This window comes from Marinobacterium aestuarii, assembly GCF_001651805.1.
In the GTDB taxonomy this organism is placed as follows: domain Bacteria; phylum Pseudomonadota; class Gammaproteobacteria; order Pseudomonadales; family Balneatricaceae; genus Marinobacterium_A; species Marinobacterium_A aestuarii.
In genome coordinates this window covers 4134542-4158409 of the sequence record NZ_CP015839.1, presented here as the reverse complement: position 1 = coordinate 4158409, position 23868 = coordinate 4134542, and the positions used below count along the sequence as shown (strand labels likewise).

Sequence of the window (23868 nt, the reverse complement as noted above, 5' to 3'; positions counted from 1 at the left end):
CTGGAGTCAGGCACGGCCTTGGCCGTGCCATTTTTATTGTTTGCGTCCCCGCATCTTCGGGACGCTTTGTCGTGCCCCGGGTTCAGGGCCTGGTTGCCTGAGTCTGGGGTGTCGAAATGCCTCGAGCCGTATTGTATACATTTTTGTCACAATATTTCCAAATTAAAAATTATGTTTTTGTAATTACATTCGCCTCTTGTTGGGTACATTTATACTTTTTGTCGTCACCACAGGCGGTCTGTTTCGGGGGCTGAGGCCCTGCGCTGCGGCGATTCTGACGGCCACTGCCGGCTCTGGTAAACTGGCGGGCCTGTTGCGCCCGGGGTCGGGTGCGTGGATCAACCGCTGCTGCGAACTGACGATGACATACCCGAAACTCTGTATTGGCCTGAACAATCCCAAGAGCCCCACCAACGTGGGAGCCGTTATGCGTGCGGCGGGCTGTTTCGGGGTTGATGCGGTGTTCTATACCGGCGAGCGCTATGCCAGGGCCCGAAAATTCAGTACCGATACCAAACAGGTGAGTCGGAGCATCCCACTTACCGGGGTGGACTCATTGCTGGAGGCGGTGCCAGAGGGGGCGGCCATCGTGTGTGTGGAACTGGTGGAGGGAGCCCAGCCGCTGAATGCGTTTCAGCACCCCGAAAATGCCTTTTACATCTTTGGGCCTGAAGACGGCACCCTGAGCCAGGGGCTGGTAGATCGTGCCCAGGCGGTGGTCTATATCCCTACGGTGGGTTGCCTGAATCTTGCGGCCACGGTCAACGTCGTGCTCTACGATCGGCTGGCAAAATCCGCCAATGCCACCCAGGGTGATGAGCTGATACGCAGCAGTCGTGACAAAAACAACAGGGTGAAGGTAAGGGGCGAGCCCTTGTAAATAGAGAGGTTTAAGGTGGGTCAGTGTAAATAAAGAGGTTAGAAACGCGGCCTCTTTATTCAGCCAGGTTAGTGCAGAAGGTCAGGCGTTCAATGTAATTGAAGCTGCCGGATCAGGAGCCAAAAACATTCTTGGAGTCTTTTTTCGACTGCTTGGCGGCCTTTTTCTCCTTGGGGGACATGGCGGGTTTCTTTTTCGATTCCTTGGACGTGCTTCTTTCTTTGGTCATGTTGTGTGCTCCGGCGATCGATTGTTATCAGGACAATGCGTTACGCATGTCCTGGCTGCTGTCGGGGTGCTGAAAGGTGACACCTTTCGACACCCTGCCATTGGGTGCACTGCAGAGCCTAGCCTCTGAAAAGTATGCGGGGCCGCTATTTGGGCTAAGTACACTCTAGCACGCAAGTATCACAAGACGGCGGATATAAAATCATCCTCCGCTAGGTCGGTACTTAGCCACCGCACCCATGCCTCTGCATGGGTGCGCGCCGGGTCGTGCAACGGGCGACATCAAGGCCTGCAATGCAGTAAAATGCCGCCTTTACTATAACCAGGTAACTCCGAAGCCGCCGCTACACCGATATGACCACAGCGCCTTGCCTTGCAGCTGGAGCGGGTCGCCGGTGGGTTCGATAGCGCGGTTTTTCTGCCGTTCGGGAAATGCACATGATTCGCCTGACCAATATCAAGCTGCCGCTGGATCACGACGACGCAGCCCTCACAAGTGCCATTCTGACGACGCTGGAAATCAGCGCAGATCAGCTGCAGAGCTTTGAGGTGCACCGCCGTGGCTACGATGCCCGCAAGAAATCCAGCATTGTGCTGATCTACACCCTGGATGTGCAGACCTGCCAGGATGCGGCCCTGCTGGAAAAGTTTGCCGGCCATCAGCTGATCAAGGCTACGCCAGACATGACATACCAGTATGTTGCCCAGGCACCGGCGGTGCTGGCCGAGCGCCCGGTGGTGATCGGCTTTGGCCCCTGCGGTCTGCTGGCAGGGCTGGTGCTGGCGCAGATGGGTTACAGGCCCATTATTCTTGAGCGTGGCAAGGAAGTGCGTGAGCGCACCAAGGATACCTTTGGCTTCTGGCGCAAGAAGGTGCTGAACACCGAATCCAACGTGCAGTTTGGCGAGGGCGGCGCCGGCACTTTTTCCGACGGCAAGCTCTATAGCCAGATCAAGGATCCGAAACACTACGGCCGCAAGGTACTGAGCGAGTTTGTGTCCGCCGGTGCGCCGGACGAGATCATGTATGTCAGCAAGCCCCATATAGGCACCTTCCGGCTGGTGACCATGGTGGAGAAAATGCGCGCCCGCATTATCGAACTCGGCGGCGAAATCCGTTTCAGTGCCCGGGTTGATGATCTGCAGATCGAGGATGGCCAGGTAACGGGCCTGACCCTGGCCGATGGCGAGCAGATCCGGTCAAAGCACATCGGCCTGGCGGTCGGGCACAGTGCCCGGGATACCTTCCAGATGCTGTACGACAAGAATGTGTACATGGAAGCCAAGCCGTTTTCGGTGGGCTTTCGTATCGAGCATCAGCAGTCCCTGATCGACGAAGCCCGTTTTGGCGACAACGCCGGCAACGAGATTCTCGGCGCCGCCGACTACAAGCTGGTGCATCACTGCAAGAATGGCCGTTCCGTCTACAGCTTCTGCATGTGCCCGGGCGGCACCGTGGTGGCGGCGACCTCCGAAGAAAACCGCGTGGTCACCAACGGCATGAGCCAGTATTCGCGCAACGAGCGCAATGCCAACAGCGCCGTGGTGGTAGGCATCGATCCCTCGGACTACCCGGGGCATCCCCTGGCGGGCGTCGAATTCCAGCGCCAGCTTGAAAGCCTGGCCTATGAGCTTGGCGGTGCCAACTACGATGCACCGGCGCAGAAGGTCGGGGACTTCCTCAAGGGCGTGTCATCTGAACAGCTCGGTAGCGTGGAACCCTCGTTCAAGCCCGGCATCAAGCTGACGGACCTGTCCCAGGCGCTGCCGGAATTCTGTATCGAGGCCCTGCGCGAGGCGATCCCGGCCTTTAACCGCAAGATCCGTGGCTTTGCGCTGGAAGATGCCATCCTCACCGGCATCGAAACCCGCACCTCGTCACCGGTGAACATCAAGCGCGGCGATGACCTGCAGAGCCTCAACACCCGCGGGCTTTTCCCGGCGGGCGAGGGTGCAGGTTACGCCGGCGGCATTATGTCGGCGGCGATCGATGGCATTCGCATCGCCGAAGCCATGGCGCTCAGCATTAATAACAGCCAGTAAGTAGGATGCAGTCCAGGTTTTCACGTCTCGATCGCTTTATCAGCGTGCAGACCGGCATCAAGCGCAAGGATGTGCGGCTGCTGCTGGCCCAGGGGCGGGTGCAGGTGGACGGCGTAGCGGCCACGGATATTCAGCTGTCGGTGGGCGAGTTCAGCCAGGTGCTGCTCGACGGCCAGGTACTGCAGGCCAATACACCGCGCTATGTGATGCTGCACAAGCCCGTGGGGGTGGTGAGCGCCACCCGGGATGACGAACACCGCACGGTGATCGATCTGCTGCAGGCCGACTACCGTCACAGCCTGCACATTGCCGGTCGGCTGGATCTGAACTCCTCGGGCCTGCTGCTGCTGACCAACGATGGTCGCTGGTCACGGGGCCTGAGCGCGCCTGATTCCGGCGTCTGCAAAAGGTACAGAGTTACCCTGGCCAACCCCATAGGCGAGGAATATATCCAGGCTTTCGCCGAGGGCATGTATTTCGATTACGAAGGCATCCGCACCCGGCCCGCGGGCCTGCGCATACTGGATACCAGGGTCGCTGAAGTGACCCTCACCGAAGGGCGTTATCATCAGATCAAGCGCATGTTCGGCCGCTTTCGCAACCCAGTGCTGGCCTTGCACCGCTGTGCGATCGGTAATCTGGTGCTGGATGCAGCGCTCGCGCCCGGGCAGAGCCGCGAACTGAGCGCGGCGGAAGTCGCCGATCTTAGAGGCCAGAGCAGCGGGCTAGCATAAGGGGCGAGGTGAACGAGGCGAGGTGAAAGGTTAAAAGGGGCAAGGGGCAATTCGCAGGCTCATTCCAGGTTACAACGGCACCGTAGGTTGGTAATGAGCGTAGCGAATTCCGACATCCGCAGCGAAGCTGTAGAGGCAAGGGTAAGGGCTTCGCGTCTGAATCTTGCCGTCATGCCGCGCATTTTTTTCTGGAGTCTTCTGTGAAGAGTTTCTCAACTTTTTTCCGTGAACTGGGCCGCGAGATCTACAGCGTTTCGATCACCCTGTTCAGACTCATGATCCCGGTGATTCTGGTGGTCAAACTGCTGGAAGAACTCGGCGGCGTCGAGCTGCTGGCCGCGGTGCTGGGACCGCTGATGGGCATGATAGGCCTGCCGGACAGCATGGGGCTGGTGTGGGCGGCGACCCTGTCGGCCAATATCTATGCCGGCATGCTGGTGTTCTTTACCCAGTCGCAGCAGGAAGCGCTCAGCGTCGCCCAGGTGACGGTGGTGGCGGGTCTGCTGCTGATGGCCCATGGCTTGCCGATTGAAGCGCGTATCGCCCAGAAAGCCGGCGTTCGCCTGGGAGCGACTTTGCTGCTGCGCATCGGCGGCGGTCTGCTGTTCGCCGCTGTGCTGAACCTGATTTACAGCCAGGGCGGCTGGCTGCAGAGCCCGAACGAACTCTACTGGCAACCAGACCCGGTGGACAGCAGCCTCGGCGGCTGGGCGCTGGCACAGGTCAAGAGTCTGCTGATGATTCAACTGGTAATAGTGCTGTTGCTCAGTGGTCTCAAGGTGCTGCGGCTGCTGGGTATCGAGCGGCTGATGACCTGGCTGCTGCAGCCGCTGTTGCGCCTGCTGGGCATAGGCCGGGAAGCGACCTCCATCACCATTATAGGTGTGACTCTGGGGTTGTCTTTTGGCGGCGCCTTGTTGATCCGCGAAGCTCAGGCGGGGCATGTATCAAAGCGGGATGTGTTTGCCTCAATGGCGTTTCTGGGGCTCTGCCACAGCCTGATCGAGGACACCCTGCTGGTGATGCTGCTGGGTGCGCATCTGTCCGGCGTACTCTGGCTGCGCCTGGCCTTCTCACTGATCAGCATCGCCCTTATGACCCGCTGGATGGACAGGCGCAGCGCCGCTTTTCATCAGCGCTACCTGGTGCATCCACCCGGTTGATACTGTGGCTTTTGGCTTCGCTGGCCTGATTTTGGCGCCCAGTTTTCGCATCCCGTTTTGTCATTGAAAGCCACGCAGTGATATAACCAGCTCTTATCCGCTGTTTGCGCAACTGCACATGAATGATGACATCACCATACTGGTGCACGGCTTTAACCGGGGTCGGCGGGATATGGCCTACCTTGAGGCAGGCCTGCGCCGCCAAGGCTGGCATACCCGCGCCCTGAATCTGCCGACCCTGTTTGGCGACATGGACGACTGCGTCGCCGCCATGTCCGCGCAGCTGAATGACATCCAGGGGCGCTACCGCCGTGTGCACTATGTCGCCCACAGCCTCGGTGGGCTTATCACCCTGAACTTTATCCGTGAGACCCAACCGCAGAATATCGGCCACTGTGTCTTTATCGCCACGCCCCACGGCGGCTCGCACCTGGCGCAGATCGCCAGCTGGATTCCAGGTTATGCCCGCATTTTCAAACCTGTCGCCGAGCTGCTGCCCACCGGAGCCTATGATAACTGCCATGCGGAGTCCGGCCTGAGCCTGGGTGTGATCGTCGGTTGTCGTAACAGCGGTCTGCTGGGCAAGCTGTTCCTGTCTGACCAGAGTGATGGCCGCGTGGAAGTGGCGTCGGCCTGTGCAGGCGCTGCCCGGGAAACCATACTGCTGCCCTTTGGCCATCAGGAGATTCATCACCGGCCTGAAACCTGTGCCCAGGTGCTGGCGTTTCTGGCCCAGGGCCGTTTCAGTCGCTAGGGTGGCTGTTGTTGAGCCTATGTTGAGAGCCCAGTTTTGAAACCATCTGAACAGGACGCAGCCAATTTACACTTATCCCAATCCGGGAACAGGAAGAGGCATGAACGCAGAAATCAGTTTTGATGACAGCCAGAACGGGCGTCTGGACGAGGCCGAGGTGCTGGAGCTGTACCGGGCGAATCAGTGGTCGGCGGCGGATAAGCCCGCGGCACTGGTGGCGGCGCTGCAGCACTCCCACAGTCTGGTCTGTGCCCGTATCGACGGCCGGCTGGTGGGGTAAGTGTACTGCTTTGCCCTAATGGGTGCTTATAGAGCCCGCCAATTCGTGTCCGGCAAGGCGCCGCTCGCCGGTAATAGTGGGGCTCTTGCCTAGAGCGGCAACGCAGCAGGGCGCGAATTGGCGAGCTCCCTGCGGGCGAGCCGCCAGGAGGCCGTCCGCGGTGTTGCATTCCCTCGAAATAGGCCCACTATGCCTTCGAAAATGCGCCTTGCGGCCAGCCTCCTGGCGACTCGCTAAAAGCGCCTCTAAGGGCGAAGCAGTGCACTAGCAATGCCTTGTCTGATGGCTATCTGGTGGTGTATTACCCGCACCTGCTGGTACATCCCGACTTTCAGGGGCGGGGTATTGGTCGCCAGTTGATGCAGGCAATGCAGGCTAGATACGCGGGTTTTCATCAGCAGATGCTAACGGCGGATGGCGGGGCCATCGAGTTTTACCGGGCGCTGGGGTTTGAGCGTGCCGGGAAAACGGAGCCTATGTGGATTTATGCGGGGACGGATCATTAGGGGCGCTAAAGTTCACCCACATGGGTAACAGTGCAGTTCAATTACATTGGTAACACTTGGGGCTTGTAAACAAGTCGTGATAGAAGGGCTGGGCTAGTTCGCCACGGTGCAGCCGGGTGTCTCGGCGCGGTTTGATGATTCGGGTTGCGCCTTGCTGGCGTGCACGCGCAAAGAAAGTATCCAAGGCTCTTTACCTTGAAGAATGCGCCCCCGAAGAAGCCTTTTGCTGCGCTCTGACATCATTGTACGGGCGCCGCAACGGCACATCCCTGTGCCGACGCGGCGGCTCGGCATCCATGCCTCGCCCCTGTCGGGCCTGATCGAAGAATAACCCCGATGCTCGTCGGCTTAGAGGGGGAGGAGGCCGTTCTGATCGTACTGCAGTGTGGTGATGTACGTTTTTGGCTTGAAGATATTTAAGCTCGGGGGATCAGAGTTCGCTGTTGGTGAGATCTGTTGAAAGCAGTGATGCGGTAGTCGTCGTAGAAGTCGCGCCCCGCGACGAAGCTTTTCGCTGCGCTCTGTTGTCCTGGTGGTCATGGTGTTGAGCACGGCGGCGCATGAAATGAACGCTGGAATTGCTGGGTCTGCGTTGCTTGTACGCCGTATGGATTGGGAGCAAACTGGGTGACTGTCGTGCCAGCCAAACGGCTGATGGGCTTGTCATTGATACGCAGGGATTGAGCTATGGAAGGTTTTGTTCTTGTTGGGCTGCTGGTTCTGGCAGTCGTGTTTTTTCTGAAGTTCCTCGCTCGCAATCGCACCAGTGCGGCGCCCGCTGATCAGCTGCGCTATCGCCGCCGGCCAGCGCTCTTTACGCCTGCTGAGCGTTCTTTCGCAGGTGTGCTGGATCAGGTACTGGATGCCCGCTACCGCGTTTATGGCAAGGTGCGTGTGGCCGATCTTATTGAGCCGCTGCCAGGCAAAGATCGCCGCATCTGGCAAAAAGCCTTCAACCGCATCAGCGCCAAACATTTCGATTTCGTTATCTGCAACAGCAGCGACCTGGTGCCCGTCGTGGTGATCGAGCTGGATGACAGCAGCCATCAGAAGGCCAAGCGTCAGCAGCGGGATGAGATGCTGCAGCAGATCTGCCAGCAGGTACAGCTGCCGCTGATTCGTGTGCCGGCACAGAAAGGCTACAAGCTGGTGGAGGTCGAAGACTATCTAAAACCGCTGCGGGATCTTGAAAGTACGGCTGACTCTGAAACAACGGGGCAGGCTATACCGCTGCGGGCAGTGCGGGATGATACTGGCTGGGCGGGCGGCGTCTGAGCGGGTTTTTCGCCGTGCAGTGCCTGAATCCAAAAGCGGTTGCCTCTGCAACTGGGCTTTCCAACCGCCTGCGAAAGCAGGAAAAGGAGTTTTAATGGAGTTCAAGCAACAGCTGGAATTACTGGCTTCCTACAACGCCTGGATGAACCTGAAGACCTACGAGGCTGCGGCGCGTCTTGATTCGCGGGAGCTTGCCAGGGATAGCGGCGCCTTTTTCGGCTCTGTGCTCGGGACCCTGAATCATATCGTTGTCGGGGATACTATCTGGCTGCAGCGGTTCGCGACACACCCCGCATGCGGTCTTTCACTGCGCCAGGTCGCCGATTTACCGCCGCCGGTGTCCCTGGATCAGCTGCAGTTCAAAGATTTGCCCGCTTTGACAAAGCACCGTGTCTGGCTGGATGAGCAGATCAGCCAATGGATAGCCGGGCTCACGGAAAACGATCTGGAACATGTGCTTCATTACCGCAATACCAAGGGCATTGCCGCCAACAAGCGCTATGCCAGCCTGATTCTGCACTTTTTCAATCATCAGACCCACCACCGGGGCCAGGTCTCGACCCTGTTGCACCAGGCGGGGGAGGACATAGGGGTGACGGATCTGCTGGCGTTGATTCCGGATGAGGTGGGGGTGTGACTTTGGGCTATGACTTTGCGATGGGGTCTGGACGGTGGCAGGCGTGCGCGTTGGGCTGCACCGAGTGAAAGGCAGAGTTGGCTGGTACAGTTTAACCACATAGGTAAGGGCACCTCGATTAACCGATGATTTTCGCTGAATTGAGCAACAGCTCTACGGCGACGACAAAAACAGGGTAATTGCCCCGGCAAATGAAGGTTTATTTCATCAGTTTGATGCCTATCCGTGGTTCGAATCACGCCTGCTGGGCGCCATTCGAGCCACGGCGGCCATCAGAAAGCCTCGATTCGGGCTCGGCGTAAATACACCAACCGCTTCAGGTTGTAGCAGGTCGCCATCATCGTCATTTTTACGTTCGCCCGTGCCTGACCGATGGTGCGTATCAGCATGCCTCCCATCTGCTCGATGGCCCCGAACACATGCTCTACCCGGGCGCGGATCTTGGCGATGCGGTGGTTGCGCCGTTTCTGGCAGTCGGACGGTGGACGGTTACGCGCCCCTTTGCGTTGAATTTCAGGGCGATTGCCACGCTGCCTGAGATCCGCCTCCCGCGCCTGGCTGGCATAGCCGCGATCGGCGTAGACATTCCGGCTGGTGTTATAGGGATCCAGTACTTGCTCGAAGTGACGGCTGTCATGCACCGAGGCGGTGCTGGTCTCAATTTCGCGGATCACCTTATAGCGCTTGTCTACATTGATCGACAGCTTATAGCCGAAGTGGCTCTTGCCATGTTTCTTGGTCCAGGTGGCATCCAGGTCCTTCTGACGGCGCTGGGCCGGCTTCCAGTCGGCGGGCGTGGCCTGCTGTTCGATGATGTCTTTTTCATGACGGCGGATATGTTGCTTGGGCGCAGGGACCAGGGTCGCATCGATGATCTGACCGCCACGTGCAATATAGCCCCTGCGCATCAGTTGATCCGCCACACCGTCAAACAGGGCTCTGGCGCCCGCTTCACCGATCCGGTTCTCAAACGCCCAGATCGTGGTGCGATCCGGAATGTTGCTGACCTGCGTGAGTCCGCAAAAGCGCTGGTAACTCATGCGGTCCAGCAGTTGGTATTCCATCTGCTCGTCGGACAGGTTGTATAGCCGCTTGAGCACCAGAATCCGCACCATCGTTTCCGTCGGGAAGGGAGGTCGGCCACCCTGCGAGCTGACTGGACGTGGCGCAACTTGATCAACGGCCGCCGCCAGGGCAGAAAAGTCGATGTGCAGATTGATCTCCGCCAGCGGATCGCCCAGGCGGTCGATCTTCTCCCGGTGCTGATCGGCGGCAAACAAATCGGTCTTGAGGGCGCTGCGTAGCTTCTTCATCGGTGTCAGTCCGTGGCTGTATCAGACGCTGTGAATTTTACCCAAGGGTACAGCTGGTCGGCGAGGTTTTTCGAGGCGCCCGTAACAGTGCAGTTCAATAACAGGGGTAACACTTGGCGGTGCTTGGAGCGTTTTGGTTCGACAACAGAGATTAGCGGAAAGGACCATATAGCTGCGGTGCAGCCGGGTGTATTGGGGTGGTTTGATTGTTTGTATTGCGCCTTGCTGGCGCGTTACTTTCTTTGCACGCGCAAAGAAAGTAACCAAAGAAAGGCGCCCCCAGAGAAGCCTTTTCGCTGCGCTCTGAAGCCATTGTGCGGGCGCCGCTAACGCACATCCTTGTGCTAATCGGCGTCGATACAGTCCCTGTATCGACCCTTTGGGCCTGATCGCACACTGACCACAGTGCTCGCCGGCTTCATAAGGGGGATTGGAGCCGTTCTGTTATTCCGGTAGTGGTGGTGTAGAGCGCAGTAGTGGCTGAGCTTACTGGGCCTGTCTAGGCTTGTACGCCGCCGAGATTCGTAGCAAACTGCATCAGTATAGTGTCAGCGAAGTGACTGATGCAGTCGTCATGGATACTCAGGGATTGAGCTATGGATTATCTTGTAATCGATGTATTGTTCTTTGTGGCAGTGCTGTGTTTCCTTCAGCTTCTCTCCCGAAACCGCAACGGTACGGCCCCTGTAGGCCTACTGAAATACTGCCGCCAACTCGCGGTTATTGTTCTTTTACCAGCATACTGGGCTAGGTCGTCTACGGCAAAATATGTGGCCGGCCTTATTGAGCCGCAACCTTCAAAGAGTCGATATCTCTGGCAGAAATTCTTAAATAGTATCAGCGTAAAAAAGTTCGATTTCGTCATTTTAACTGCAATATTTTAATAATCATCTTTGCTATTAACCCGGCGGCAATTTAGGTCTGATATAATGTGCGCATGAATACCGACGCACGCAAGCTCAGCACAGAGCAACAGGAACTTCTCAGGCAGCAAGCCATTCGACTCCGTTTGAAAGGCAAAACTTTCCGTGAAATCGGGCAGCTGCTCAATGTTCACCCCGATACTGTTGGACGCTGGTACCAGCGTTATGAAGCCGGCGGCAAGGCGGCCTTGACAGTACAAAAACGGGGCCCCAAGAACAAACCGCGTCGCCTGACCGAGGCGCAGGAGCAGCGTGTCATTGAGGCGGTTAAAGACCAGATGCCGGATCAGTACAAACTGGGTTTTGCGCTCTGGACGCGGCGTGCTATCGCTCAGCTAATCAAGCAATTCTGGGGGATCGACATTCCGGTTCGGACTCTGGGAGACTACCTCAAGCGCTGGGGCTTCTCGCCGCAGAAGCCGCTAAAGAAAGCCTGGGAACAGAACCCGGCCCGGGTCGATGCTTGGCTAAAAGAGGAGTATCCGCAAATCAAGGCGCGCGCCAAAGCAGAGAACGCGCAGATTTTCTGGGGTGATGAAACCGGGATCAAGAATACAACCCAGCATGGCCGTAGCTATGCTCCGATCGGCAAAACGCCCGTGCAGCCACTGCCGGCCAAGCGCGTATCACTGAATATGATCTCGGCGATCACCAACCAGGGGACCGTGCGTTTCATGCTGTACGAATCGATGATGAACGCCAAGGTTCTGATCAAATTTCTTCGGGCACTGATCGAATCTACGCCCGGCAAAGTGTTTCTGATTCTGGATAACCTGCGCGTCCACCATGCCAAGATAGTGAAGCGCTGGCTCGCAAAGAAGCCCGTGAAGCGCTATCTGGAAGTGTTCTTTTTGCCCGCGTACTCGCCTGAACTGAACCCGGATGAATACTTGAACTGCGATTTGAAGAACATGGTGCACAGCGGTCCGGCGGTTCGTTCGATTGACGACCTGAAGAAACGCACTCGATCGTGCATGCTCACATTGCAACGTCGGCCAGAACGGGTAAAAACCTATTTCCGGGCAGGACACATTCGGTATGCCGCATGATCGATGTATTTATCCGCCGGGTTAATATGTTGATGATCATGGTTTTTTTGGAGATGAAAATATTTTTATATAGTGTGACTTTATGGTGTTAGATATCATTATAAATAACTGGTAAAAGAAGAAATATATATGGCTGAAACAGTTAATGTTGGAGAAATAGCAAATAGATTGTCGTTGGATATCTTTCGACATTTTAAATGGAATACCCATCCAAGGAGGGACGAAAATTTCTCGTGTATTAATGAAAATCATAAAAGTTCTGGTGATAAACCTAAAATTTCTCATCCTGGTGATGTTGTGTTTTCGTATGATGATCCTTACTTAGGAAGTACTATTTATTTGCATACTGATTTGAAAAGCTATGGGAAGAGTTCTATAAAACCAAGTAGTATTAGAAGTGCAATTAAATCACTTTGCATGACTGTGGAGTGCGCTCAATATTCCGAAGAATGGCGAGAAATTTATTCTGTAGATCCTTCTGAGACATATGAAGTAAGAGGTTTTTTGTTTCTTCATAATCACGATAATGGATATGAGAAAGACTTCTATGAATCTATAGGAAAAGTTCGGTTGGATTCTCTTCCAATACCGATTAATACGTACTTTCACTATCTGGGTCCTAAAGATATTCAGCGGCTATATAGTATCGGAAATGATATTATCCGACTTAAAGATGCTGATGAACTCCCAAAAGATTATACGTTTTATTATCCGGATCTTGTAATGTCGAGGCGTCATGGTGATGTGTGGAATCAAGCTGCTACAATTGAGGTATTAACAAGTCCATATATGATAATCAAGCACAAGGGGGGTGATAATTCAAAACCTGGATATATTGTATATTACAATAGAACTGGTGAGTCAGTGCAAGAGTTTGAATATCTTATCGATATATTACTTCGTTTTCAAATGCTCGATTCTGATGAGCATTTAAGGATAAGAGTAACTTCGGAGATGTGCAGTGATAGTATAAGGAGTAACTTTGTTTCGGCAAAGAAAAAATATTCAAGAGCATGGGGATTTGATCCTGTCAGAGAGAAAACTTTAGAACGAATTAAAATTGAAGAAGTCACTGCTGTTACAAGTACATATAACCCTGGGAATATGGGGTGGAGAGAATGAGTAAGAAACCTTTTGGACCCTCTTTGTATTATGCGTCTGATAAAAACGTGTTTGAAGCTTTGACGCAGCGAAAAGTTGATGTGCAAACTATTTATAAACTTTTTGAAAGTAGAAACATACTAATTTCTAAGAAAACTTCAAGAGATGAATTAGCAAAATATTTTGCTAGACTTAATCATGATTATTATGATCATAGAGATATATCATCTAAATTGGGGGTGGTTCCTCGTAGAGAACGTATAACATCAATGGATATCATAGGAGATGTCTCGGTCGAAACAATTAAAATTTGCGCAGACGCTTTAAAAAAGGAAATGCAGCAGATGGGCGATGTTGTACAGATTAGTCGGAATGGAGATAATTTGGCAGTAAACATTCAATATTCGTCGTTCAATTATAAATTGTCGGAATTTAGCCAAGTTCAAGTCAGAGACGGTGTTATTGAGTTCATTAAAACTGATGCTGGTTATATAATTAGGAATACGCAGAACGACTTTATAAACTCAACGCGGGATTTGTTGGTAATTAAAGCGGAGAAGTCTAATGGAGTTGATTTTGAAAAAAATAAAGTATCTCTTTTTGATATAACATCACATAAATTGCGAAATAAGTTTTTCTATAATTTAATTAATACGATACCTGAACATCCTAAGGTAGACGTAACTGATGTGTATGTTTATAAAGCAAAGCCAGATATGGATGAGAATGAGACGAATGAACTTGATCAAGAGTTTAATGATGTCCATATAGAGAGAGTACTGCTTCGTGGGAGAGATGTTACTAGGTCAGAATTACTGAATGAACTTGTTGATGATGATACGTACTATATTATAAAGGCTGGTTGGAATATTGAAGATAAACTAGGTACTGGCAACGTTTATGCAGTTGAAGCAGTCTTTTCTGATCCTGTAAATTGCACAGGTTTTTCATTTTTGTTACGACGGGTTTATCCCAGTGAAAGTGGGAAGGTTAGCAGTCGTTTTCGAGCTCCAAGTAAAGGAGAAGTCGATCTGGTTTCACGGATTATAGAGAATAGGTCGCGCGATCTTGTTTTAGAGTTGCGTGAAGAATTCTTTGGTAAAAAATAATAGGTGTGATTATGATATCTCGCTTCCGCTGGTATAGAGTTAAATTTCCGAATGGCTACCATTTTTTTTCTGATAGTATAAGGGACGCGAATATTAGTGTTGATAGAGAAAATGGTTTCCATATAGTCAATGAAAGTAATGAGGAAATTGATTTTAAATTTTATTGGAGATCAAAATTAGTAGCTACCAATATTGATGTTGACGGCAATGCGGCTTATCACGAAATTTCTACTTTGAGTGATCAAGATGTCACCTTGACTAATTTTGAAAGTGGTTGCCTTTTGAGATTGAATAATCCTAATAGAAATTTTCGTGAACTATTTAATGCTATGGAAAAAATAGTTGGAATGGGTTTTTCTATCAAGCCGTTGAGTGTGTCCAGTAGTGAAGTGGATTCAATCCTATCTCGTATGGATGTGTCAAAATTAAATAGAATAAGACTTTCTGGATCTCTAAAAGAAAACGAAATTGTTGCTAGAATTGAATTGGCAGCAAAGGAAGGAATAGAGTTGTCGAAAGTTAAGCTATTAGATGATGTTAAATATAACTCTGAATCTGCAAGTTATGAGCTAATGTTTAAAGGGGTTAAAGGAAGCCTTTCATATAGTTCAACAGGACTGGTAAAGATAAGTGGTGAGCTGTCTTCTTATATATTACATCTTCTAGAGGATACGATTAAAATAAGATTTTTTTCCTGATGCTATTTTTACGGTCGCCGGGCTAGGTCTTGCCTTTTTCCCTCAGGTTATAAGTTAGAGTAAAGGCCTGATCCTGCAATTTCTGAGCCCGGTACACTTTAAGTCCCGCACAGTCGCTTGATCCCCTACCCACGATTGCTGGATATAATAATCACCAATCACCAATCACCAATCACCAATCACCAATCACCAATCACCCCAGCCACCCATCACACCACGAATCAACCAAATCAGACTCAGGTGTAGCGAGGGCGGGGTCAGGTCCTTGCCTTTTGCCTTTATATTGAGAGGCAGAAGCAAAAGACAAGAGCTGCCCCCCGGTGCCGCTAGCTCGTTCAATCCCGCACTGTAAGAGTTTTCAGAGCACTCTCATCGCATCTATATGCCAGCAGACGCGTTCGAACACGGTTAAATCCCCGGTACTGATCAGTTCCAGGGGAGACTTCCCTTCGTAATAGGGGTCGTCATGAGGGCTGGACATATAACCGGACCGGTCCTCGGGGGCGTCGAAGATTGTGCCAAGGTCTGAATGGATATTGAGCACGAAGGTCATGCGCTCACACTGTTCCTCACTGAGGACCTCGGGAAATGGCAGGTCAGGATCCAGCTGCAGGATAGCGAGCGCCTGATTTGGCGTGCTCTGCCATTGGACCAGAACACGCAACGCATCGGAGAGACCGGTGCTCATATGTTTAACCCCCGCATACAGTCTTTAGGGTGTCCCGCCGGCACGAAACCGGCCAACCGAAAAAATAGGAAAATCACAGTATAGATGCCGCCGCCGTATACTTCGCAAGGAACAGGTGTCGGGTGCAGGGCCTGCCCCGCTGTCTATAATTCCAGTCTTCAAGGGTGCATGTAAGGTTACATCACTATAAAAAAAGAAAGTCGGCCAGCCGTGCAACCGCTCGGCCGAGTCCCGCAAACAGGAAAAATCATGACAGACTCATCACCTGACAGTGGCGAAATCGAAACTGATTTCACGGTTGGACAGGACAATATAGACGGTAATCTTGGCCCGATCGGGTTCGATATTCATAATCCGGTATTCGTTATTTCCGGATTGACCGCCGTCGGTTTTGTTCTCCTGACATTGATTTTCCCGGACCAGGCCGGAGCCACCTTTGCGGCTGTGCGTGACTTTACGATCACCAAGCTCGACTGGTTCTTCATGATTATCGTGAATTTCTTCGTGATATTCTGTATCGCGTTGATTTTTATGCCGATATCGAAGGTGAGGCTGGGCGGGAAGGACGCCGTACCTGAATATTCCTACCTTGAATGGTTTGCCATGCTTTTCGCCGCGGGCATGGGTATTGGTCTCTTGTTCTTCGGTGTTCTTGAGCCCGTTTACCACATGAACGTTTCGGGGCCCTTGGGTGTTGCCTCACCCATCGCTGCAGATGGCAGCATTATCGGGGAGAACGTCGAGGCGGCGCGGGCAATGGGACTGGCGGCAACCTTTTATCACTGGGGCCTGCACGGCTGGGCGGTCTACGCCATTATGGCCCTGGCGCTTTCACTTTTCACTTACAACAAGGGTTTGCCATTTTCGATCCGTTCCTGCTTTTACCCAGTTCTGGGTGATCGCGTTTGGGGTTGGTGGGGGCACATCATTGATATCCTGGCGGTTTTTGCCACTCTTTTCGGTTTGGCAACGTCTTTGGGACTGGGAGCACAACAGGCCAATGCGGGTTTCAACTTTGCTTTCGGACTGGGAATCTCGACCAATGCTCAGGTGATTATCATCATTCTGGTGACGGCGGTTGCCCTGGTTTCGGTGTGGCGCGGTCTTGATGGCGGCGTAAAAATCCTCTCTGAAATCAACATGGGGATCGCGGTACTTTTCTTCCTCTTCGTTCTCTTGGCCGGACCGACACTGGTGGGTTTGAACGGCTTCTGGACAGGGCTTGTCGCCTATACCCGGGACATTATCCCGCTCTCAAACCCCTTTGGCCGCACGGATGACGCCTACCGCCAAGGCTGGACCGCATTCTACTGGGCGTGGTGGATATCATGGGCGCCTTTTGTAGGCATGTTCATCGCCCGCGTTTCGCGCGGTCGCACGGTGCGTGAATTCATCATCTGTGTATTGCTGATCCCGTCCCTGATCATCTTTGTCTGGATGGGTGTATTCGGCGGCATCGCGATTGATCAGATCCTCGTCAGCCCGGAAACCTCGCTGGTGAAAGCCAATGTGATCGACAGCTATTCACCCGAGCTTTCTCTTTTCGGCATGCTAAATGAATTGCCGTTCACCAGGACAGCATCGACGATAGCCATTTTTCTGGCGCTCGTGTTCTTCGTTACCTCGTCGGATTCCGGATCACTCGTCGTCGATACAATTACGGCTGGAGGCAAAATTGATGCACCGGTGCCCCAGCGCATTTTCTGGTGTGTTATCGAAGGCTTGATTGCGATTGTGCTCTTGATTGGTGGCGGTTTGTCGGCACTTCAAGCGGGTGTAACCGCAACCGGACTGCCATTCTCTGTGCTCATGCTGGTAATGTGCTACACGGTGTTCCAAGGCTTGCGTAGCGAACCACGCTAGGAGGCTGTCCGACAATACTCAGCCTACTGCGAGCCACCTGAGTTTGGCTGTTTTTTGTGGGCGCGGGGTCAGCTCTTGCCTTTTGCCCTTCGAGGTTAGCGACTGAAGCAAAACTGGGCCCTGCTATTCCAGTCCGGCAAGTTATAAGCGCAAGCGCCGCACAGTCGCTTAACTCCCTCCCACGATTGCCGGATAAAATTACCCTCAATCACCAATCACCAATCACCAATCACCAATTACCCCATGCCGCCTACCAGATCACGAACCAGCCAGATCAGGCCCAGATGCAGCGGGTAGTAGGCGTAGAAGAACCAGCGCAGGCGGGGTAGCTGCAGGTTGAGGCGTGTGGCGCCCAGGATCAGCGGGACAGCGGCCAGTGCCCAAAAGTTGCCATTGCTGAGCCAGAGGCCCGCGCAGGCGAGCAGGGTCACAGCTGCCGCGGGCACTGAGGGTCTTTTGCAGTAGATCCAGACGGCCACACCAAGGCTGAGCCCCAGCCAGCTGTATTCGATCAGGCTGCCGCCCACCATAAAGAGCACAGCGGCGGCTAGCCGGTCGTTGCGCTCGAGCAGGTACAGGATGGTGGTCAGTACCAGCAGTGAAAATAGAATGTTCAGCGGCCACCAGCCGGCGTGCTGCAGGTCCCCCAGGGCGATGAAGGGTACAGATGCAAGGGCACCGAATAGCGCCAGGCGCTGCATAGTGCGCGGGTAGCTGCCGCGCTCAAGCTGGCCCGGGCGAGCCAGGTTGCAGGCCAGTACAAACACGAAGATCGGCAGGGCAAGGCGGCCGAGTTCAAACAGAAACGGCACTGTGCCGTCGAACAGGAAGCGGTTGAGGTGATCCCCCGTCATCAACATTAGCGCGATCCATTTCAGCGCCTCGACGCTACCACTGGACAGGGCAAGGGAGGGCAGGGAAAAGTTGCGGCTATGCTGGGTGGCGCTGTCAGTCATTGTCTTTTCGGGGCCCTTAAGTTTTAACTCTGAGCTCATTGCAACCCTGGCTGCGGCGCCTGTGTCTGTGGGGTGAAACAGTAACAGTTTTGGTATTCGTGCGTCTGGCCTGTCCGCGACTCTTTGAGTCATTTCAGCACCTTCGACAATGTCTGGGCCCAGGGCGACTTTGCCGAGCGGATCAGACCCGCGCATTAGGGCTTCAGTCTGTGCAAAAGACCAGAGGGCTGTTACTTTCAGGCTGATGCTTGTTTGGGGCCTGGGCTATGCCTTGCCCGCGTCACCTGAACTTTAGAAGTAGAGGAGCCTGTATGGATATCGCGGTAACAGCGCTGGAACCCGGCGACAGGGGTCTGTTTGAAGGCCTCAATGATGCGGCCGCCGCACAGGGCTGGCCCTTTGTTCGCTGGGTCACCGCCGAGAATAATTACCGCGGGCGGGGCCTGTATGACCGGCTGGCCGAAAAAACGCACTGGGTAACCTATCAGAAGAACACGGCGACGGATTAGTGTAAGGCGTTGCTCGATCAGGGGATGGAGGGAGCAAGGATGAATGTTTTGGTGATTGGCGCCAGCGGTGCCACGGGGCGCTTGCTGGTGGCGCAGTTGTTGGATCAGGGAATAAGGGTCAGGGCGATTGTGCGCTCCGCCGGTGCGTTGCCTGAGGATATCCGGCAACAGGCACTCTGCAGCCTTATCGAGGCTAGCGTGCACGATATTGACGTCGCAGAGATGGCGCAGCACCTCCAGGGCTGCGATGTGGTGGCACTGTGCCTGGGACACAACCTGACCTTCAAGGGGGTCTTCGGCCACCCGCGCATGCTGGTGCGGGATACGGTACGCACCCTGTGCCAGGCGATCAGGCAGAATGGCGCTGCGGCGCCGGTGCGCCTGATTCTGATGAACACCAGCGGCAACTCGAATCGTGATCTGGCGGAGAAAACCTCCTTTGGCCAGAAGTCTGTTATCGCGCTGCTGCGGCTGTTGTTGCCGCCCCATCTGGATAACGAAAGGGCCGCGGACTATCTGCGTATCGAGGTGGGCCAGTCGGACCGCCATATCGAATGGGCGGCGGTCCGGCCCGACAGCCTGAGCGATGAAGATCAGGTCACTCCATATGACCTCCATGCCTCACCCATCCGGGATCCCATTTTTGATTCCGGCAACAGCAGTCGCATCAATGTGGCGCACCTGATGGCGGAGCTCGCCAGTAACGATAGCCTGTGGCGCCAATGGAAGGGGAAGATGCCGGTTATTTACAATGCCTGCTGAGTGCGCTCGCTCAGCTTTTGCCGTTTCCTTTCACCTTTCACCTCGCCCCTTTTTACCGGCTCCTGCCCGCAGTTTTAATCCGTTGAGGCCTCCATCGGATAACCGGCTTCCAGCCAGCCTTGTTTGCCTTCGACGAACTCCATCACGTTGCGATAGCCCGCAGCGGTCAGGGTGCGGGCGGCGATGCTGGAGTTCTGGCATTCGGTGCTGGCGCAGTACACCACTATGGTGGCGTCCTTGTCGGGCAGTGCGCTGGGGGCGAGCAGGCGGATTTCGTCATGGGGCAGATTGATGGCGCCGGGCAGGTGTTCGGCGTCGTAGTAGCGCGCAGGCAGGGCTTCGACGATCAGTGTCGGCTCGCCTGCATCCAGACGTGCCTTGAGGGCGTCACGCGTAATAGTGCTGTAGCTGAGTTCGTTCATGGGCTTGTTCATAGGTTAGTCCCCCGCTGGGTTATAAAGTGCTTTAGTCCGATTGGTTGCAGTTGCAACCTGATTTAATGCTAGGCATTAATAGTTGTAGATGCAACCGGATGTGACTAGACTTGTTTTCATGAAGCCACGACTGCGCGAACACACCGTCACGACCTGGGCCCGGCTGGTACGCACCGAAACGACGCTGATCGATCGGGTGCAAAAGGCGCTTAAGGCCGCAAAACTGCCGCCCCTGGGCTGGTACGATGTTTTGCTGGAACTAAAACGCGCGCCGGGGGGAGAGCTGCGCCAGTATGAAATTGGTGCACAGACGCTGCTGACGAAGTACAACCTGTCACGCCTGGTGGATCGTCTGCAGCGCGAAGGCCTGGTGGAGCGTCATGCCTGTGCCGAAGATGGCCGCGGCAATCTTGTGCGTATTACGGCGGCGGGTGTCGAGTTGCTGCAGCGCATGTGGCCGGTGTATGGCGCCGTGCTCGAACAGCAGTTTGAAAGCCGGCTCAGTGCCGATGAAATCCTCGCGCTGGACAATATCCTGCAAAAATTGGATTAGTGCCCCTTGCCCCTTGCCCCTTGCCCCTTGGGACGGGGCAGTGATCAGGTTCGGGGGATGGGACCTAGACTGTAAGTCGAACACTGACTTCATTGGGTCTCAGGCAGGCAACAGAATAGACAACAGGACAGGTAACAGGGCAATGACCGACTCACCACGCGACGCCTGGGATCAGCCCGTGCAGTCTGCGCCGGAACAGGCTCCTGTCGTTAATCCGCAGGATGACGACGGCGCCCTGCCCGATACCAGGGCGCTGAATTCCCCTGCGCAAACGCAGCCTGGGCTGTTTCATGCCTTGGGGCTGAATCTGCGCGCCGGTATCAAGCTGGCGCTGGGGCACACGCCTGCGCCGGCGGAGCTGCACAGCGGGCTGGAACAGTGTCTGTTACTGGGCACGTTGTTGCTCGGGCTGGAGCTGGGCGGCAGCTTCCTGAGTACTGAAGCGCCGGCGCTGTTCGATGCCTATGGGCTCAACTATCTGGGTGCCAGCTGGCTGCTGAGCCTGTTTATGCTGTTGCTGGTGACGCGCCTGGCGGGCGGTACGCGGGCGAGCTTTGCGCCGCTGCTGGTCGCCTTTCTCAGCGCCGCCCTGTGGATAACTCTGATCTCGCAACTGCTGTGGCAGGCCCAGCAGTATCTGGTGCTGTCGGAAACCCTGACCTGGGGGCTCTTTGTCGTCCTGCTGCTGTGGCAATGGCGGGTTCTGGTGCGGCTGCTGCATGGCTTTGCCGGGGCCAGGCCGCTGCGGGCCTTTGTGCTGGGCGGGTTTTACAGTCTGGTGCTGCTGGCGAGTCTTTGGATTCTGCCCCGCACCGAGCTCTGGTATACCGATGAAGCCACCGAGCAGGCGACACAGCCACCGGGGGCCAGGCTGGACGTCGAGACTGTTTTCTATGCTCAGCCCGGCCTGATGCAGCAGAGCCTGGCGGCGCTGCAGCCACAACGCCCCGGGGTGACAGATCTGTATCTGCTGGCGCTGGGGGGCTTTGGGCTGGAGGATGTGTTCCTTAAAGAGGTGGAGTTTGTGCGCGAGCAGTTCGATCGCCAGTACGACACCGCCGGTCGTTCCCTGATACTGGCCAACAATCCTGCCAGGGTGAGTCAGTACCCGCTGGCCAGCCGGCCCAACCTTGCCCAGGGGCTGCAGGGCGTGGCACAGAAGATGGACACAGCCGAGGATGTGCTCTTTCTGTTTATGACCTCCCACGGCAGCCGTGATCATCGCTTTTCGCTGGAATTCGGCGCCATCGAGCTGAATGACCTGACACCGCAGCAGGTACGCCAGGCGCTGGATGATGCCGGTATCCGCTGGCGCGTTATTCTGGTGTCGAGCTGCTTTTCCGGTGGCTTTATCGAGGCGTTGCAGAGTCCTGAAACCCTGGTGATTACCGCGGCGGCGGCGGACAGAACCTCCTTTGGCTGTGGTGTCGACAGCGACTTTACCTACTTCGGCACCGCCTATTTCAAGCAGGCGCTACCGCGGCAGCCGCGCTTTATCCAGGCGTTCGATCTGGCCAACAGCTGGGTGAGCGACAGGGAGCAGCAGGAGGACATCAGCGCCTCGCAGCCGCAGATCTTTGTCGGGGATGCCATCGCCAAGAAACTGGATAACCTCTATCGTGAACCCAAGCTGCAAACGGCCTTCAGCCTCGCCATGCCGGATGAATCGTCGGCCTGTGATGGTGATGACAGCCAAAGCGCTGCCTGTCAGCCCTGAGCTGATTGCGGTTAATATCATCGATTGACCGTTCGGTCAAAAAACTTTCATCTGCCTGTTGTCTGGCGTTCATTTAAGCGGCCTATCCTCATCGATTTGCACCCCAGGGGCAGATAGATGAAAAGACGTAATTTTCTGCAGGGTTCAGCCCTGTTTGGTTGTGGCTTGCTGATGAACGCGGCCCAGGCATCCGCGGCGGACGCCCGACCTTTGCTGGAACAGGGCATTCAGGTGGGTGATGTACTGAGCGACCGCGCCATCGTCTGGGGCCGCAGCGACCGCCCCGCACGCATGTGGGTTGAGTGGGCCCGCCGTGAAGATTTTTCCGATGCTGTGGCGGTGCGCGGCCCCTGGGCACTGCCGCAGGGGGACTTTACCAGCCAGGTCGAACTCGTTGGCCTGCCCGCAGGCGAGCGTATCTTTGTGCGCGTGGGCTACCGCGATGCTGAAGACGACACAATGTCTGACTGGGTCAACGGCAGTTTTATGACGGCACCGCTGCTGGCGGCACCCGTGCGTTTTCTCTGGTCCGGCGATACGGCGGGGCAGGGGTTTGGCATTAACCCCGAAATTGGCGGCATGAAAATCTACCGCACCATGGCGGACCAGGCGCCGGACTTCTTTGTTCACAGCGGCGATACCATCTATGCCGACGGCCCCATCCCCGAATCGATCGAGGTGGAAGACGGCAAGCTGTGGAAAAATCTGGTGACGCCGGAAGTCAGCAAGGTGGCCGAAACCCTGAACGAATTCCGTGGCCGCTATCGCTACAACCTGCTGGACGAGAACGTGCGCCACTTCAACAGTCAGGTGGCGCAGCTGTGGCAGTGGGATGATCACGAAGTCGTAAACAACTATTCGGCCTCCAAGGACCTGTCCGGCGATGAGCGCTATCAGGTCAAGAGTGTGGGCCTGCTGCAGGCACGGGCCAGCCGCGCTTTTTTTGATTACGCACCGCTGCGCCAGACAGGCCCCCAGGGCAGTGATCGCATCTACCGGGCGCTGCCTTTTGGCCCCTTGCTGGATCGTTTCATGCTGGATCTGCGCTCCTACCGCGGTCCCAACAGCGCCAACATGCAGGTGGCTGCGGGCGCCGATACGGTACTGCTGGGGCAGGATCAGCTGCAGTGGCTGCTGGGTGAACTCAAAGCCTCGAAGGCGACCTGGAAAGCAGTGTTCTGTGATATGCCCATCGGGCTGCATGTGGCGGACGGCGACAACTGGGAAGCCGTGGCCAACGGTGATAACGGTGAAGCCCGCGGCCGTGAGCTGGAGATCGCCTGGCTGCTGAAGGCGATCAAGGCCGCCGGTATCGAAAATGTGGTCTGGTTTACCGCCGATGTGCATTACACCGCCGCGCATTATTATGATCCTGCCAAGGCGCGTGAGAAAGATTTCTCGCCCTTCTGGGAATTCGTGTCCGGGCCGCTGAATGCCGGTTCTTTCGGGCCCAATGCCCAGGACGATACCTTCGGCCTGCAGGTGAAATACCAGAAGGCACCGGAACAACCCAATATGTCGCCCTTTGCCGGGCTGCAGTTTTTTGGTCAGGTCGATATAGATCCAAAAAGCCGTGCCATGACCGTGACCCTGAAGGATCTGGAGAACGCGTCCCTCTTTACCCAGGTACTGACACCGGCCTGAAGCCTGAAGCCTGAAGCTTTAAGCCTTAAGTGAAAGACGCGAAAGACGG

General features: G+C 55.0%; 23 protein-coding genes. 19 read left to right on the top strand and 4 right to left on the bottom strand.

What is annotated here, in order from left to right; all coding sequences use genetic code 11:
- The first annotated feature begins 361 nt into the window (after positions 1–361).
- The 9 genes from A8C75_RS18145 (at position 362) to A8C75_RS18100 (ending at position 8500) form a co-directional block, all read left to right on the top strand.
- Positions 362–880 (top strand): RNA methyltransferase, encoded by a 519-nt coding sequence (locus A8C75_RS18145; protein WP_067387496.1) that lies wholly within the window; start codon positions 362–364, stop codon positions 878–880.
- A gap of 666 nt (positions 881–1546) precedes the next feature.
- Positions 1547–3151 carry an NAD(P)/FAD-dependent oxidoreductase gene (locus tag A8C75_RS18135; protein WP_067385600.1) on the top strand — a complete coding sequence of 535 codons (1605 nt, stop codon included), beginning with the start codon at positions 1547–1549 and terminating at the stop codon, positions 3149–3151.
- A gap of 5 nt (positions 3152–3156) precedes the next feature.
- The gene (locus tag A8C75_RS18130; RefSeq protein WP_067385598.1) at positions 3157–3885 is read left to right on the top strand and encodes a pseudouridine synthase; all 729 of its coding nucleotides are present in this window, start codon (positions 3157–3159) and stop codon (positions 3883–3885) included.
- A 200-nt stretch (positions 3886–4085) separates the two neighbouring features.
- Entirely contained in the window at positions 4086–5048 is a 963-nt protein-coding gene (locus tag A8C75_RS18125) for a hypothetical protein (protein ID WP_067385596.1), read from the top strand.
- A gap of 118 nt (positions 5049–5166) precedes the next feature.
- Positions 5167–5802, top strand: a complete 636-nt coding sequence (locus A8C75_RS18120) for an esterase/lipase family protein (RefSeq protein ID WP_067385594.1) — start codon at positions 5167–5169, stop codon at positions 5800–5802.
- Positions 5803–5902: 100 nt separating this feature from the next.
- Positions 5903–6082 carry a hypothetical protein gene (locus A8C75_RS18115; protein WP_227819962.1) on the top strand — a complete coding sequence of 60 codons (180 nt, stop codon included), beginning with the start codon at positions 5903–5905 and terminating at the stop codon, positions 6080–6082.
- Positions 6083–6357: 275 nt separating this feature from the next.
- Entirely contained in the window at positions 6358–6588 is a 231-nt protein-coding gene (locus A8C75_RS18110; RefSeq protein ID WP_227819961.1) for a GNAT family N-acetyltransferase, read from the top strand.
- Between the two features lie 687 nt (positions 6589–7275).
- Positions 7276–7863, top strand: a complete 588-nt coding sequence (locus A8C75_RS18105; RefSeq protein WP_067385592.1) for a DUF2726 domain-containing protein — start codon at positions 7276–7278, stop codon at positions 7861–7863.
- Positions 7864–7957: 94 nt separating this feature from the next.
- A complete protein-coding gene (locus tag A8C75_RS18100) occupies positions 7958–8500 on the top strand; it encodes a DinB family protein (RefSeq protein ID WP_067385590.1) in 543 nt (180 codons plus the stop codon).
- A 272-nt stretch (positions 8501–8772) separates the two neighbouring features.
- On the opposite strand, the gene A8C75_RS18095 is transcribed toward A8C75_RS18100, so the two are convergent.
- Entirely contained in the window at positions 8773–9813 is a 1041-nt protein-coding gene (locus tag A8C75_RS18095; protein ID WP_067385588.1) for an IS5 family transposase, read from the bottom strand.
- A 937-nt stretch (positions 9814–10750) separates the two neighbouring features.
- On the opposite strand from A8C75_RS18095, the gene A8C75_RS18085 reads away from it, so the two are divergent.
- From A8C75_RS18085 to A8C75_RS23685, 4 genes are all read left to right on the top strand, one after another.
- A complete protein-coding gene (locus A8C75_RS18085) occupies positions 10751–11785 on the top strand; it encodes an IS630 family transposase (protein WP_067378797.1) in 1035 nt (344 codons plus the stop codon).
- Between the two features lie 129 nt (positions 11786–11914).
- Positions 11915–12907: a PD-(D/E)XK nuclease domain-containing protein gene (locus tag A8C75_RS23205; RefSeq protein ID WP_084784141.1), complete on the top strand. Its 993-nt coding sequence runs from the start codon at positions 11915–11917 to the stop codon at positions 12905–12907.
- A complete protein-coding gene (locus A8C75_RS18080) occupies positions 12904–13995 on the top strand; it encodes a hypothetical protein (protein WP_067385584.1) in 1092 nt (363 codons plus the stop codon). Before A8C75_RS23205 ends, A8C75_RS18080 begins: the two co-directional genes overlap by 4 nt.
- Before the next feature lie 11 nt (positions 13996–14006).
- The gene (locus tag A8C75_RS23685) at positions 14007–14693 is read left to right on the top strand and encodes a hypothetical protein (RefSeq protein WP_157890325.1); all 687 of its coding nucleotides are present in this window, start codon (positions 14007–14009) and stop codon (positions 14691–14693) included.
- A gap of 358 nt (positions 14694–15051) precedes the next feature.
- Here the strand turns inward: A8C75_RS23685 and A8C75_RS18075 are convergent, their stop codons facing one another.
- Entirely contained in the window at positions 15052–15381 is a 330-nt protein-coding gene (locus A8C75_RS18075; RefSeq protein ID WP_067385582.1) for a hypothetical protein, read from the bottom strand.
- Positions 15382–15630: 249 nt separating this feature from the next.
- Between A8C75_RS18075 and A8C75_RS18070 the strand changes: the two genes are divergently transcribed.
- Entirely contained in the window at positions 15631–17244 is a 1614-nt protein-coding gene (locus tag A8C75_RS18070; protein ID WP_067385580.1) for a BCCT family transporter, read from the top strand.
- Positions 17245–17480: 236 nt separating this feature from the next.
- On the opposite strand, the gene A8C75_RS18065 is transcribed toward A8C75_RS18070, so the two are convergent.
- On the bottom strand, positions 17481–18200 hold the full coding sequence (locus A8C75_RS18065) for a TraX family protein (protein WP_084784140.1): 720 nt from the start codon (positions 18198–18200) through the stop codon (positions 17481–17483).
- A gap of 311 nt (positions 18201–18511) precedes the next feature.
- Between A8C75_RS18065 and A8C75_RS23825 the strand changes: the two genes are divergently transcribed.
- Together A8C75_RS23825 and A8C75_RS18055 are read left to right on the top strand one after the other, a co-directional pair.
- Entirely contained in the window at positions 18512–18709 is a 198-nt protein-coding gene (locus A8C75_RS23825) for a hypothetical protein (RefSeq protein ID WP_067385578.1), read from the top strand.
- A 39-nt stretch (positions 18710–18748) separates the two neighbouring features.
- The gene (locus A8C75_RS18055) at positions 18749–19471 is read left to right on the top strand and encodes an NAD(P)-dependent oxidoreductase (RefSeq protein WP_067385576.1); all 723 of its coding nucleotides are present in this window, start codon (positions 18749–18751) and stop codon (positions 19469–19471) included.
- Positions 19472–19545: 74 nt separating this feature from the next.
- Here A8C75_RS18055 and A8C75_RS18050 read toward each other — a convergent pair whose 3' ends face one another.
- Positions 19546–19905, bottom strand: coding sequence for a rhodanese-like domain-containing protein (locus A8C75_RS18050; RefSeq protein WP_227819960.1), 360 nt, complete (start codon positions 19903–19905; stop codon positions 19546–19548).
- A 118-nt stretch (positions 19906–20023) separates the two neighbouring features.
- Between A8C75_RS18050 and A8C75_RS18045 the strand changes: the two genes are divergently transcribed.
- The 3 genes from A8C75_RS18045 (at position 20024) to A8C75_RS18035 (ending at position 23819) form a co-directional block, all read left to right on the top strand.
- The gene (locus A8C75_RS18045; protein WP_067385574.1) at positions 20024–20458 is read left to right on the top strand and encodes a MarR family winged helix-turn-helix transcriptional regulator; all 435 of its coding nucleotides are present in this window, start codon (positions 20024–20026) and stop codon (positions 20456–20458) included.
- 142 nt (positions 20459–20600) lie between these two features.
- Positions 20601–22175 (top strand): C13 family peptidase, encoded by a 1575-nt coding sequence (locus A8C75_RS18040; protein WP_067385571.1) that lies wholly within the window; start codon positions 20601–20603, stop codon positions 22173–22175.
- 117 nt (positions 22176–22292) lie between these two features.
- Positions 22293–23819 carry an alkaline phosphatase D family protein gene (locus A8C75_RS18035; protein ID WP_067385569.1) on the top strand — a complete coding sequence of 509 codons (1527 nt, stop codon included), beginning with the start codon at positions 22293–22295 and terminating at the stop codon, positions 23817–23819.
- Positions 23820–23868 lie beyond the last annotated feature (49 nt).